Source organism: Nonlabens antarcticus (assembly GCF_015356755.1).
In the GTDB taxonomy this organism is placed as follows: Bacteria; Bacteroidota; Bacteroidia; order Flavobacteriales; family Flavobacteriaceae; genus Nonlabens; species Nonlabens antarcticus.
In genome coordinates this window covers 504,082-517,480 of sequence record NZ_JADFCO010000065.1, presented here as the reverse complement: position 1 = coordinate 517,480, position 13,399 = coordinate 504,082, and the positions used below count along the sequence as shown (strand labels likewise).

Sequence of the window (13,399 nt, the reverse complement as noted above, 5' to 3'; positions counted from 1 at the left end):
CTCCATCTATTCCACAGAGGGCTGGGGTGAGACAACATATGGACGCAGCGAAATCGCGCCAGTCATTCGTCCAATTGACAGGTGGACTAAGGTTGCGACAGCAAATCAGAAATTAAAAATTAGGAATAAATATTTCGGAACGAAATCAAGAATCAGCCGTTGGTAATTCAACGGGCATCACCGCTTTCAATCGTTCCAGCGCTTTATCAACGGTTTTGATATTTTCCATCTTCAACAACAATCGCATCCCGGTGCGGGTTTGCTTTTGTTTCATTTGAACCTTAGCATTCGGTTTATTCATGGATTGCAATAAGAAACCAAAAGTCTCGCTTTTATAGAAGCGGTGTTCTTGATCTGCAATAAAGTACCCCACGAACTGGCTTTCCTTCATGATGATCTTTTCCAGTCCTAAACGGCTGGCAATCCACTTGACTTTAATACTGGTCAACAAATCCTCCGCAGGATCTGGAAGCTCGCCAAAACGGTCTACCAACTCCTTCTTGAACGTGTCCAGTCCGTCTTCATCTTCTACATCATTCAGCTTTGAATACAACGCCAGTCGTTCTGTAACGCTGTTGATATAATCATCAGGGAACAGCAATTCAAAATCGGTATCAATGGTGACATCACTCACGTGTTTCTTATTGGGGACATCTGTGGTTGGATATAAATCCTTGAATTCGTTTTCTTTCAGTTCCTCAATTGCTTCGCTCAATATTTTCTGATAAGTATCAAATCCTATTTCATTGATGAACCCACTTTGCTCTCCGCCCAAAATATCTCCCGCTCCACGTATTTCTAGATCCTTCATCGCAATATTGAAACCGCTACCTAGTTCTGAAAAACTCTCAATCGCCTGTATTCTCTTGCGTGCCTCGTCAGTCATCATGTCGTAGGGTGGTGTCATGAAATAACAAAAAGCTTTCTTGTTGCTACGCCCTACTCTACCACGCATCTGGTGCAAGTCTGACAGCCCAAAATTATTAGCGTTATTGATGAATATAGTATTCGCATTGGGAACATCCAGCCCGCTTTCTATAATCGTGGTACTGACCAAAACATCAAATTCACCATTCATAAAGGCCAGCATTACAGATTCTAGCTTCTTACCGTCCATTTGACCATGACCTATGCCCACTTTGGCATCTGGAACAGAACGCTGAATCATACCAGCGACTTCCTTGATATTTTCAATTCTATTATGTACAAAATAGACCTGACCACCGCGTGAAATCTCATAGCTTATCGCATCCCGAATGGTTTCTTCAGAAAATCTTACGATGTGAGATTCTATGGGATGTCTATTGGGGGGCGGTGTTTTTATAACACTTAAATCTCGTGCTGCCATTAAGGAGAACTGCAGAGTTCGCGGGATAGGTGTTGCCGTCAACGTGAGGGTATCAATATTTTCCTTGAGGGTTTTCAATTTGTCTTTTACGGCCACGCCAAATTTCTGTTCTTCATCAATAATCAATAATCCGATGTCCTTGAATTTAACGGCTTTGCTAACCAACTGATGCGTACCTATCACAATATCAATGGAACCATCCGCAAGTCCCTCTAGAACTCCCTTACGTTCCTTTGCGGTGCGGAATCTATTCAGGTAATCCACCTTAACCGGCATATCTCCTAGTCGCTCGCGGAATGTTTTGGCGTGCTGAAACGCCAAGATTGTTGTGGGAACGAGAACGGCAACCTGCTTTCCATTCACTGCTGCCTTAAAAGCGGCACGAATCGCCACTTCTGTTTTACCAAAACCTACATCGCCACACACCAGTCGGTCCATGGGACGCTCGCTTTCCATATCGTTTTTGACATCTTGGGTCGCTGTGCTTTGGTCTGGCGTGTCCTCATAGATAAAGCTGGCCTCCAGCTCATTTTGCATATAACCATCGGGTTCGTATTGGAACCCCTTATTGGCACGACGTTTTGCGTATAATTTGATCAAGTCAAAAGCAATCTCTTTGACTCGGGTTTTGGTTTTTGCCTTTAATTTTTTCCAGGCTGGGCTGCCCAGTTTATAGATCTTGGGCGCCTTCCCGTCTTTGGCAGCGTACTTTGTAATCTTGTGCAAGGAATGAATAGAAACGTATAAAATATCGCGTTCACCATAAAATAACTTGATCGCTTCCTGCATTTTACCCTTCACATCAATCTTCTGCAGTCCACCAAATTTCCCGATCCCGTGATCGATATGCGTGACGTAATCCCCTATTTCTAGCGTGTTCAATTCCTTGAGCGTGATGGCCTGCTTTTTAGCATAGCCATTCTTCAAGCTAAATTTATGATAGCGGTCAAAAATCTCGTGATCTGTATAGCAGGCAACGCGCAGGTCGTGATCTACAAATCCATGATATAACGTCATAATCACCGTTTCATAGGCGACGTTTGCACCCATGTCGTCAAAAATATCCTTGAACCTTTTGGCCTGTTGCGCCGTACTACAAAACAGGATCGTCTTGTAACCGTCGGCTTCATTTTGTTTGAGGTTTGCGATCAGTAAATCAAACTGCTTATTGAACGACGGTTGCGGTGCGGTGCGGTAAACCACGGCCGCATCGCTTCCTGAAAGCTCGATATGGTTCAGGCTTTTCACCTGTTCTTTTAAAAGGCTGGAGGTGCAAAAAATCTCTTCCGGCTCCAGTTGTTTGATCTCACCCTGCAGATTTTTGAAGACTTCCTCCGCTTTCGCGAAAAGCGAATCGATTCGAGCGTACAACAAATCCATATTTTGGGCAAATACGACTGTTTTACCGGACAGGTACTTCAAGAAACTCTCGCGATGTTCTGAAGACTGCTTGTTCTCCACATTAGGAATAATGGAAATCTTTTTGATCTTATCCTTTGACAACTGCGTTTCCACATCAAATACCCTGATGGAATCGATCTCGTTCCCAAAAAATTCAATCCGGTACGGCTCGTCATTTGAAAACGAAAACACATCTAGAATACCGCCACGCAATGAGAACTCGCCGGGTTCTGTAACAAAATCTACCCGTTTAAAAGCGTACTCAAATAGGACCTCGTTTGCAAATTCAATCGAAATCTGATCGCCTACCGCAATCTTCAGTGTGTTTCGCTCCAGTTCCTTCCGAGTTACGACTTTTTCAAAAAGCGCTTCTGGATACGTGACAATAATCGCTGGCTTTTTCCTGGAATTGATGCGGTTGAGCACCTCCGCACGCAACAGCACGTTTGCATTGTCGGTTTTTTCAATCTGGTATGGACGCCGGTAACTTCCGGGATAAAAAAGGACATCCTTCTCACCCACCATTTTTTCCAGATCATTTAGGTAATAAGCAGCCTCTTCCTTATCATTTAAAATGAGGAGAAAGGGTTTTTCTGCTTTCGCGAAAGCGTTATGAACGACAAAAGAAAGCGAGCTTCCCACAAGTCCCTGCACGCGCAAAGAACCTTGATCTAGCTCAATATGCTCCTGCAAACTAGCAGATGCGTTCATTGTATCGTAAGCGGCACTTATTTCTGGATATCCCAAATGTGGTAGAATTGGCTGCAAAGATAAGTTGCAACCACAGCTCTCGCCAAAAATTGAGAATTCTTTCACAGCCATAAACGGTTGAGGACGTACATTTAGGCATGAAGCATTATGACGTATTTATTTTAGGAACTGGAACCGCAGGTAAACTGGTAGCCCATCGCTGTATTGATGCAGGTCTCAAGGTAGGAATTATTGATACCAGAGCCTATGGCGGCACCTGTTCTCAGCGCGGCTGTGATCCCAAGAAATTAATGCTTGCCAGTAGTGAGGCGCTGGAATCAGCAAGAAATATGAAAGGTGACGGCCTCGCTGGTGAGGTATCCATCGACTGGCGCGAGGTTTATAACTATGCCCGCCGGTATACTCAAAATATTCCCAACAATACTGAGGCAGAGCTTAAGGGAATAGGCGTTGATTGCTATCTGGGTGATGGAAGTTTCAATGATGAAAAGACCTTTACCTTTAAAGAAACCACGATTACCGCAGATAAATTTGTGATTGCTACGGGAATGAAACCTTTAGAGCTTAGAATTCCTGGAGCAGAATATTTATTGACCAGTGAGCAGTTTTTTGAGCTGAAGGATCTGCCTGAAAAAATGATATTTATAGGTGGTGGCTATATAGGAATGGAATTTAGCCACATGATGGCGCGCGCTGGTGTTAAAGTGACAGTGATAGAAATGACCGGACAGATATTATCACCTTTTGAAAGCTTTACGGCAAATCATTTAGAACAATGTTCCAGGGATCTGGGCATTGATATTTTACTCAATGCACAAGCGGCGTCTGTAGAAAAAGAAAACGATCGATTCATCGTTAAATACAGCCTGGACGGCATCTTACACCAGATCACGACCGATCTTGTTTTTAATACCGCCGGAAGACAACCCGCCATCAAAAATCTAAAACTAGAAAATGCAGATGTTGTAACCGATAAAAAAGGGGTCGTCGTCAATGAATTTTTCCAAAGTACCAGCAATGAAAACTTCTATGCCTGCGGTGACGTTTCAAATAAAAATTTACCTCTAACGCCTCTAAGCGGACTTGAAGCAAACATTGCGGCAAAAAATATCCTGGGCGGCAAACATCCGTTCGTTTCCGTAATAATTCCCAGTGTTGCATTTACCATCCCACAAGTCGCCGGAATAGGATTGACGGAAGAACAAGCAACAAAAGCTGGAAAAAAATTCGATGTATTTTCTAAGGATGCTAGCGGTTGGTTCAATAACAAACGCATCAATGCAGGTTGTTATGCCTATAAAGTTTTAGTGGACCAGAAAACCGGAATGATCCTGGGAGCGCATATTATTTCTAATGAAGCGGGAGAAACCATCAATATTTTTGCGGTCGCGATGAATCATGACATCACATTTCAATATCTACAGCAAACGATCTTTACTTATCCCAGTTGGGCAAATGATATTAAGAGTTTTTAATTCACTGTTGTCCGAGTAGTGAAAAAAGATCGCTTCGCTCAAAGAAAAAAGACTTTTCAGAACTAATTTTCTAAATGCACCATATTCATAAATGTGTGTCTTAAATTTTCATAGTAGCAAGAATGGTGAGAAGCAGCATCTTATTTTATAATTCAAATGGCTGCGCTTACTATTTTTAAAAACAGCTGTGGATTGTTTACCGAACACCAATATTTTCAGATTATAAAATAAATACGGTTTTATGGGATACTTCCTAAATTAGGTAAGCTATTTTGTTTCGAAGATTTTGGTAGGGTTTTGGCGTGAATCAAAAACGTTTGCAATCTCTATTCTATTTGCAATTCTGTTCACCCAATAGACAATTTTATAATTATCGTACACGAGATACCGGTATTCCATATCACGATGGAAAAGACTTATTTCAACCTGTCCTATTTCAGATTGCATCCCCAATCCTATAGTTTTGTCTACAATTCCATTGACGATTCTTTTAGCTACTCTTTTACCAGCCTTAAATCTGTAATAAATGTAGATGTCATTCAGTTTATCCTCTGCCAGTTGCAACCAGAAGACCTTTAATTCCATTTTTCTATTTTGGCTTTCAAATCATTCACTTCAATCATACGACCATCTTCCGAGTCTTTAACCGCTTGATCCATTTCAAGATTATACTGCTCCATTGACATAGGTTGAAAACTACGTTCCAGTAAATCAACCTTTTTATTGCGCAATAACTCTTCAAGACCGCTGATGATTTCTTCATTTTGCAGTCTTAAAAACTCTTGAACGAACTCTATTTTTCTAGCTTCTAAATCCATCGTATTTAAGCATTTATCAAAGATACAGAATTAAGAATTTAAGCATCTATTGAAAATAAGACGAAGATTAACAACTCTCAGAATATCAGATTAACGAAAGCTTTCCATTCAATAATTCAAGTTACATACTTCAATTCTTGATTTTTTTAAAACATCAAGAGTTTTTAACCTTTAGAAGCTCTCCATTGCTGGAATTTCAGTCCTGGATTTGTGGCTCTGTTTTGATAGCCATGAATGCAGATATTGATAAAAATAACGACGGCAGCGCCTAGTGCCAGGTAAGCGATATCATCCATCGTTCCCGTATGACGTACATAAATTGCAACCAAAGCCCATATAGCGACACTCGCAAATTCCCGCATGTTGCGGTACCAGATCATCAAGAGGTTAATTATCGTCGCTATCACAATCATGGCCAGCGTTCCCAGAATTTGTTGGTTTTCAGGAATATCAAAAAGTACGTTCAAATAACTGGCAACATTTGCAATAATCGCAACACTTATCCATCCCGCATACAAACACAACGGCCACCACACAAAGGCAATAATAGGGAAAGGCGCATCCCAGATTTCCATATCCAGATTCTTGATACAGATCAAGAGGCACACCAGAATTCCTACCATACAGATTACCGAAACGGCAATCATTTCCTGCAACCAGAAACCTACCCAAACGGTACAGAAAATGTTAGCCAGTAAAAACCAGGGAAATGTGGAAGTAACAAAATTTGTCCTGTAGCCGCGAGGTTGGAGGGATTTCGCTTTCGCGAAAGCGGCATAAACACCATACACCCCAAAAACCAGAAGCATCAGAAAAACCAGACCCCAGATGGAAAAGGCATAGCTCGCCGGCGTGAATAAATTATTGTATTCTGCGCTAAGATCACCTACCGTTTTCCCATTGAAATTTCCGGTATTTGCGTAACCGTTCCAAGCTATAAGAACGATCACAATGACCAGATTCAAAATGCTGATGAGTTTTTTATACATAATGATGGATTAGTTGATTAAATATAGAACCTTTTATGCCAACTCAATGACTTCATTTTCCACACAGGCAAAGATACGGTTGCCCTTTTTGGGCTTTAAGGCATACGTGCCCGTAAAGTCACCAAAAGCGCGCAAAATCATTCCCGACTCCGTGCAAAAAAAACAGGGAATCTTCATGCGCTGGCGTCCCACACCGGTTAGCTTCACCGCTGGATGTATGTGGCCCGCAATGTTGAAATGGCCATCTACTTCAGCTGGATGGTGGGTTAAAAAAAAGGATCCCATCTGGATTTGATCTACCGTTTTTATCCCCAGCATTTGAAAATGTTCCTTTCCTATGACATCGTGATTCCCCATTACGAGCACAATTTCAATCGACTGCATGCGCACCCATTGTTCAAAAAAGTGCCATTCAGCATTTTGATAGGAATGAAATAAATCTCCTAAAAACCAAAGCCGCGCTGGCTTAAACTCTTCAATAACTGCATTAAGTTTATCGTATTCATTATCATCTGCCTGAGAAGGAACCGCCATTCCATGCTTTCTAAAATGGGCACTTTTTCCCAAATGGACGTCTGCTAACAAAATAACATCCTGCTCCACCCAATAACAGGCGCCAGAGGAATGCAGTTGAAAGGTTTGATCGTGTAATGTAATTTCCAGACTCAAGGTTTGATTTTTTTATCCTGGGAGTAATCGGCGTTTTAGATCCTTCCCGTGCAAGCGGACCATTTCATTTTCTATAAATTGTAGTACTTCTGGACAGTTGCGCTGGAAATCTTCTGACGCTACTGTTTTTATCTTCCCATTATAAGCAACACTAACTTCTAGCATGCTGTTATCGGTAGTTTTACTTTTATAGTTGTCCTTTAATTCAAAAAAGCCCATCTCCACGATCTGTTCAAAAAAGTCATTAGATTCTTCCTTAGAAATGTGGGTTTCTGATGGCATGGTGTATTGAGGAAACTCCTCAATCATACCGCTATCTTTAGGTATAAATTTTACGATCGTATCCTCTAACTCAAATGTATCGTAATGGAAAGCACCGCGCTTGACAATAATCATATTCACGAGATCTTCCTGTGGTGGAATACTGTCCGTATTCTTATCTGATTTGCAGGAAGCAAAAAATAAAAGCAAACAAATCGCACTACAAATTCCTGTATTTTTCATCAAACGATTTTTAAAAAGAATAGTTAAGCGCAAGAATCAAACTGCGTCCCGCGGCTGTAATTCCAGACGAGTAGGTTCTGTAACGCTGGTCTGTAATATTCTCAAGAGTTGCAATAGCACTCAAACTATTAGTGAATTGGTATTGAGTTCTTAAATTTAGAGTGTACCATGATGGCGAGAAAGGGTTTCCATCGCCATCAATAGCATATAAGTAATCCCGACTCTGCTGGCTGGGAGCCAGGTCCTCAAAATCAAACTGACCGTTGAAAATGGTAAATGCATCCAGTTTCAACTTACCTTGATTGTAAACGAGGTGCGCATCTCCAAAAGCCGGCGCGACGTGACGTACCGCAACCTCGCTGCCATCCTCTTCTTCCTGCTTACCATCTAACCACGTGTAATGACCATAAAATTTAAATCGGTTTGAGATTTTATAATCCATACCGACTTCAAAACCATAAACTTCAGAGCGTTCAGAATTCTGAATTGCTTGTACCTGACTCAGTTCTCCTTGATAGACTATCATATCTTCACCATTCAAATTGAAGTTGCGTGGGACAAGAGCATCTTCTAAAATGGTATAATATCCAGCAACATCTACCGTAAAACGATCTCCAAAACTCTTTTTCACGCCCACCTCAGCATTATAGGAGTACTCTGGTTTAATATCAGGATTTGGAACCACAACGGTTCCTGGACTGGGGTCAAAGATCTTTCCTATATCATCAATATTAGGAGCTCTAAACGCCGTACTTAAGTTGGCTCGCAATTCCCAGCTAGGCTCAGGTTGATACGTCACTCCCGCCGCACCTGTCAACGCACCTGTATTTACCGTTGCACTGTCAAAAGGAAAATTAAAGAAGGTGTTATCAAAATCGGCATCAATCCAGATCTGATTGTACCTCGCACCGGTTTGCAAGGTCAGGTTTTCCCGGATTTTCCACTGATAACTGGCATATGCCGCCAGCGATTGCCAGGTCGACCCATCAGGGTAACGGGTCGCGGCATCCTGCTGGTCACCGGTTTCAATATTGCGCACACTTCCATCAGAACTTACTTTATTATTCAGGTATTCCACACCATAAAACAAGGTGTTATTTGCCCCATTGCGGCGTTCAAAATCTATGGACGTACTCAAGGCATCGACCTGCTCATCATTTTCAAAAAGCTCTGGAGATTCATATTTACGCGTGTTGCGGCCTTCATTAAATTTTTGATAAGCCTGTGTAATAATCACTTTATCATACCATGTTCCATTCCCACGGTGCTGGGCTTTTGCATTGAGCATGAACCATTTTTGCGGGCCATAATACCACTCAGATTGTCTGGGATCACCGCTTCCGCGAAAGCGATTTAATGCATCATACCTGCTATAATCGGTAGTCGCTGTATAAATCAAGCCTAGGTCAAATTTCCAGTCAAGACTAGGTCGGTAGCTGAATTTTTGCAGCAAGTTTAACTGGTCATAGCCCGTGGGAACCTGTACTTCTGGATCGTCATTATCTACCACCATATCCTGACCGTTGCGACGCACGGCATAACGCGGGCGCAAATATTCGTCAGGACCGTGCGATCCCATTCTCAAATCCCCAAAGGAATTCAGGCTGATACTGGTCGCACTGGCAAATTTTTCAGTGCCGTAATTGAAATCTAAATGTGCCGTTTTCTCATCATTAGCCGTGGCATAACGAACAATCCCATTACCACTGAAGTTACTGTTTTTAGTATTAGAAAACTCAGGAGTCTGCGTATAGAAATTCATAACGCCACCTATAGCATCGCTACCATAAACCACACTTCCCGGACCTAGAATTACCTCAGTTCGTTCCACACTAAGCGGATCGATCGAAATCACATTTTGCAAATTCCCACCACGAAAGATCGCCGTATTCATGCGCACACCATCTACTGTAATTAATAATCTATTGGTAGAAAAACCACGTATTAAAGGACTACCACCACCTTGTTGGGATTTTTGAACATAAACCTGACCGGTCTGCTGCAATAGATCTGCACTGGTCTGTGGGTTTTGGAAAACTATTTCCTCTTTAGTAGTACTAATTATGGTCTGCGGAATATCTTTCTTGCGTTGTTCAAATTTAGAAACGGAAACCACCACGGGATTCATAGCTTCAGAAGTAGGAGTTAATTCTACTCTATTATTTGCACGAATGATGTTTTCTATAGTCGTTCTAAAAGTTTCAAAAGCAAAACTGCGGAAGTAAATCTGCTCTGTAGAATTAAATAATTTAAGGTCTGCTTTACCGTTGATGTCCGTAAAGGTAGATTTCTGTTTGTCCTGATTATATATTGCAACGCTGGCAATAGGCTCACCGGTTTCCCGGTCAAACACTTGAACTTGCTGTGCTGAAAGTGTAGCTGAAACACATAAAAAAGCGAGAAGTAAAGTAAAAATTTTCACGTATCGAATAACTGTTTTAAAATGGTTAGAGAGGTAGGTTTCTTGAAGGTATGCAAATGAATCTTAAAGTAATCGAGCACTAAATTTAGCAATACAGCGCGCTGGTTTCGGTTGATTTTAATATTCTGAATTGCATCAAAATGTGTACCAATGAAAATTTTGAATAAGGCGCTTTCTTCATCACTCAAATGGTGGGGCTGCATTCCGTTATTATCAAAACTGCCATCGAGCATATTGAAATAAGGAAACTCCATCGTGGATTTATCCATCCCAAATCCCATTAACTCGCTCATATCCAGCAATGTTTTGATGGTAAAATTAGCCACATGATCTGTTTGATCCAGAAATTCAAAAACGCCACTCAGGTAATTGAACAGTTGCTCGTCCGGTTGTTGCTCTGTCAGCAATTGTGACAACACCTCACCAAAAAATAGCGCCACACTGCTTTTTGCAATGTCCACTGGAATATTTACATAAGTGTAAGAAATGGAAGCTTCTTTAATATACTCCAGTGTTCCTTTCCCTTTATGCTGGGTTTCTATCTCAAGTTGAGTCAAGGGTTGGAAATAAGAAACCCGCAATTTGCCTTTTCGGGTTTTACGGATTCCTTTGAGCATGTAGCTTTGAGTCCCCAGTTCTTTTGTGTAAAGTCGCGCAATAAGATCTGACTCGCCATATTTTAAAGTGGACAGCACTATGGCTGGCGTCCGGACGATCATCTAGCGGATGATCATAATCTTAGAAACGGTAGTTTCTATATTATCATTTGTAGAGATCAATAACATGTAAACTCCAGAGGAAACCCGATTTCCATTAAAGCTTCTCGTGTCCCATTGAACACTCCCGCCCTGTGATACCACTTCAAAAACGAGGTTCCCTTCTATGTCGGTTATTTTTATTCTAGCGCGATCAGTAAGACCATCAATAGTAACATTACCATCAAATCCAGGTTTAACGGGATTGGGAAAAGCAAATACATTTTCTAGGTTCTCTGAAGGTTTGCTGCTGCGATCTCCCTGAAATGAAACGATACCGTTATCGGTTGCAAAATAAACTTTACCAGTAGCATCATCAATGGCGATATCATTCACACCATTTGAAGGTAACGGCGAATTGTCTTTTGTAAATTGAAAAATAGTTTCTTGTCCTGAAGGTGAGAATAAAAATGCTCCTGAACTCGCGGTTGCAACCCACTTTCTATTATTTCCATCCACTTCTATATCTAGGATTGCTTCATCTAATAGCAATTCTCTAGGGATTCCATTTTGATCTTCTATGATGATTGCTCTAGCATCTGAGGGATTTTCAGAAAGGATGCTATTAGCATTGAAGTAAACACGAAGGCCCAAATTACTACCTATCCACAATTGCTCATTTTGATCCAGTGTTAACGCTCCCACATAATTATTGATCAGGTTTCCCTGCTGGACTGCATCAGTTAATCTGCCATAACTATTATCATCCGGATTGTAGGCAAACACACCAAGGTCTGTAGTCCCAAAAATCACATTACCTGCTCTTGTTACCACCACTTTTGTGGCGCTTTCCTTATTGTCACCATCTAGTTCTGGATATTCCTTTGAGACATCAATACCTTCCCAAGAACCTTCAGAATTAAGCCGATTGATCACCGCGTCCACTTGAGAAGCAATCGCTATTAGGTTTCCTTCATTATCAAAAGTACTGGAGGGTACACGCACAAATTCTTGACTGGGCGGAAGGATACTCGTTAACGAGCTGTTATTGATACCATATTGTATGCCTGCCGCGCCGTCAATAAATTGAAGAATTCCATTATGCATAGAATTGAGATAGACCTCATCTGGGTTATCTGGATTGATGGTAATACTGGAAATACTACTGATGTTATTCACGTCTGCTGGTTCGTAGTTTGTCCAAACGTCTTCCACCAAATGACTGATTCCAAATTCCTCCAGCGGAAACGGATTATATATCACATCATAGTCACCATAACCCACCCACAATTCATTAGGCGATGTAGAAACTGAAAACGCTCTATTTCTCGTGGGCCCGTCTGCAATTATAAATTCTGCTGTATTTGTGGTATTGCTATTCAATCGTATCAATCCGCGATCAAAAGTTCCTATATAAAGATCAGATCCTTTTAGATCTGCGCTGGTAAACCTAAAGGTCTCTCCATTTATGGTGCTGACGTTTGTGATAACATTTCCGGTTTCATCTAGAACTTGAACATAATTCTCACCGCTTACCGTCAATCTATTATCTGTTGCAGTTGCATCAACGCTGGGGGAGGGGAAACTACCTGTAATCACAAGAGCTGCTCCATTGAGCTTGAGAAAAGTCCCGCCTGTATCAATTGCAAATAAATTATTTCCTACCGCGACAACCTCATTATATGCTCCAAAATTTGTTTGATTCCAGTTGTCAAAATCGATCAAGAAAGGGTCTGTAATATCCGCGCGACGTATTCCTGCATCTGTTGTGCCAGCATATAGAAATCCCTCGAACATTTCAATGGATTTCACGCGCAGTTGTGCTCCATTCTCTCCTATAAAATAAGTGTCATTAAATTCCAACCGTTCCAGATCATATATAGCTATTCCAAAATCTGTGGCCACATAAAGCAAATTCCCATTTTGCTTGAACTGATTGATTTGCTTGCGGTCTGGACTGATGATCTGTTTATCACGTATCGCAACTACATCTAGCACAACATCATCTTGAACAATCTGTATCAAACCATTTTGATATCCTATAACCAGTTGCTCATCACTTTCTCTATAAAATATTTGAGAAATGGAATCACCACTCAATCCATTAACGGTGGTGATGGTGGTAAAACTGCGACTTCCTATATCATATACAAACACCGCATTTTCACTGGCGGCATAAACTGCTGTGGTCGTTTGCTCCACATCGACTATTCTATTGAATGAAAAAAGTCCTTCCCATTCCTCTGTGAAATCCTGTGCGGTGACAGCGCTTGTAACCAACAATAAGATAAGGAATTTCAACTTCATAACGAGATAACGCTGTTTTGGGTTAAATCTGATAACCACACAAAAATAGGCTTATTTCTA

At 41.3% G+C, this 13,399-nt stretch carries 10 protein-coding genes; 1 reads left to right on the top strand and 9 read right to left on the bottom strand.

Going from position 1 to position 13,399, the window contains the following annotated elements; translation table 11 throughout:
• Positions 1 to 145: 145 nt before the first annotated feature.
• Complete coding sequence (gene mfd / locus IQ282_RS10460; RefSeq protein WP_194851950.1) at positions 146 to 3,460, bottom strand: transcription-repair coupling factor; 3,315 nt, start codon at positions 3,458 to 3,460, stop codon at positions 146 to 148.
• Between the two features lie 137 nt (positions 3,461 to 3,597).
• Here mfd and IQ282_RS10455 point away from each other — a divergent pair, with 137 nt between their 5' ends.
• Positions 3,598 to 4,935, top strand: a complete 1,338-nt coding sequence (locus IQ282_RS10455; protein WP_194851804.1) for a dihydrolipoyl dehydrogenase family protein — start codon at positions 3,598 to 3,600, stop codon at positions 4,933 to 4,935.
• 267 nt (positions 4,936 to 5,202) lie between these two features.
• Here the strand turns inward: IQ282_RS10455 and IQ282_RS10450 are convergent, their stop codons facing one another.
• The 8 genes from IQ282_RS10450 to porZ all read right to left on the bottom strand — a co-directional run bounded on the left by IQ282_RS10450 (position 5,203) and on the right by porZ (position 13,339).
• Positions 5,203 to 5,520: a type II toxin-antitoxin system RelE/ParE family toxin gene (locus IQ282_RS10450; protein WP_194851803.1), complete on the bottom strand. Its 318-nt coding sequence runs from the start codon at positions 5,518 to 5,520 to the stop codon at positions 5,203 to 5,205.
• Entirely contained in the window at positions 5,511 to 5,753 is a 243-nt protein-coding gene (locus tag IQ282_RS10445; RefSeq protein ID WP_194851802.1) for a hypothetical protein, read from the bottom strand. Before IQ282_RS10445 ends, IQ282_RS10450 begins: the two co-directional genes overlap by 10 nt.
• A gap of 164 nt (positions 5,754 to 5,917) precedes the next feature.
• Positions 5,918 to 6,742, bottom strand: coding sequence for a hypothetical protein (locus IQ282_RS10440; protein ID WP_194851801.1), 825 nt, complete (start codon positions 6,740 to 6,742; stop codon positions 5,918 to 5,920).
• Between the two features lie 33 nt (positions 6,743 to 6,775).
• On the bottom strand, positions 6,776 to 7,411 hold the full coding sequence (gene pdeM, locus IQ282_RS10435; protein WP_194851800.1) for a ligase-associated DNA damage response endonuclease PdeM: 636 nt from the start codon (positions 7,409 to 7,411) through the stop codon (positions 6,776 to 6,778).
• Between the two features lie 12 nt (positions 7,412 to 7,423).
• A complete protein-coding gene (locus IQ282_RS10430; RefSeq protein ID WP_194851799.1) occupies positions 7,424 to 7,915 on the bottom strand; it encodes a DUF6438 domain-containing protein in 492 nt (163 codons plus the stop codon).
• Positions 7,916 to 7,925: 10 nt separating this feature from the next.
• Entirely contained in the window at positions 7,926 to 10,337 is a 2,412-nt protein-coding gene (locus IQ282_RS10425) for a TonB-dependent receptor (protein WP_194851798.1), read from the bottom strand.
• The gene (gene recO / locus IQ282_RS10420) at positions 10,334 to 11,056 is read right to left on the bottom strand and encodes a DNA repair protein RecO (protein WP_194851797.1); all 723 of its coding nucleotides are present in this window, start codon (positions 11,054 to 11,056) and stop codon (positions 10,334 to 10,336) included. The genes IQ282_RS10425 and recO overlap by 4 nt, the downstream gene beginning before the upstream one ends.
• Positions 11,057 to 13,339, bottom strand: a complete 2,283-nt coding sequence (gene porZ, locus IQ282_RS10415; protein ID WP_194851796.1) for a type IX secretion system anionic LPS delivery protein PorZ — start codon at positions 13,337 to 13,339, stop codon at positions 11,057 to 11,059.
• Positions 13,340 to 13,399 lie beyond the last annotated feature (60 nt).

Coding starts and splice junctions, on each gene's coding strand:
- IQ282_RS10450 (WP_194851803.1), bottom strand. CDS start 5,520: ATGGAATTAAAGGTCTTCTGGTTGCAACTGGCAGAGGATAAACTGAAT.
- porZ (WP_194851796.1), bottom strand. CDS start 13,339: ATGAAGTTGAAATTCCTTATCTTATTGTTGGTTACAAGCGCTGTCACC.
- recO (WP_194851797.1), bottom strand. CDS start 11,056: ATGATCGTCCGGACGCCAGCCATAGTGCTGTCCACTTTAAAATATGGC.
- IQ282_RS10430 (WP_194851799.1), bottom strand. CDS start 7,915: ATGAAAAATACAGGAATTTGTAGTGCGATTTGTTTGCTTTTATTTTTT.
- IQ282_RS10455 (WP_194851804.1), top strand. CDS start 3,598: ATGAAGCATTATGACGTATTTATTTTAGGAACTGGAACCGCAGGTAAA.
- IQ282_RS10445 (WP_194851802.1), bottom strand. CDS start 5,753: ATGGATTTAGAAGCTAGAAAAATAGAGTTCGTTCAAGAGTTTTTAAGA.
- IQ282_RS10440 (WP_194851801.1), bottom strand. CDS start 6,742: ATGTATAAAAAACTCATCAGCATTTTGAATCTGGTCATTGTGATCGTT.
- mfd (WP_194851950.1), bottom strand. CDS start 3,460: ATGAACGCATCTGCTAGTTTGCAGGAGCATATTGAGCTAGATCAAGGT.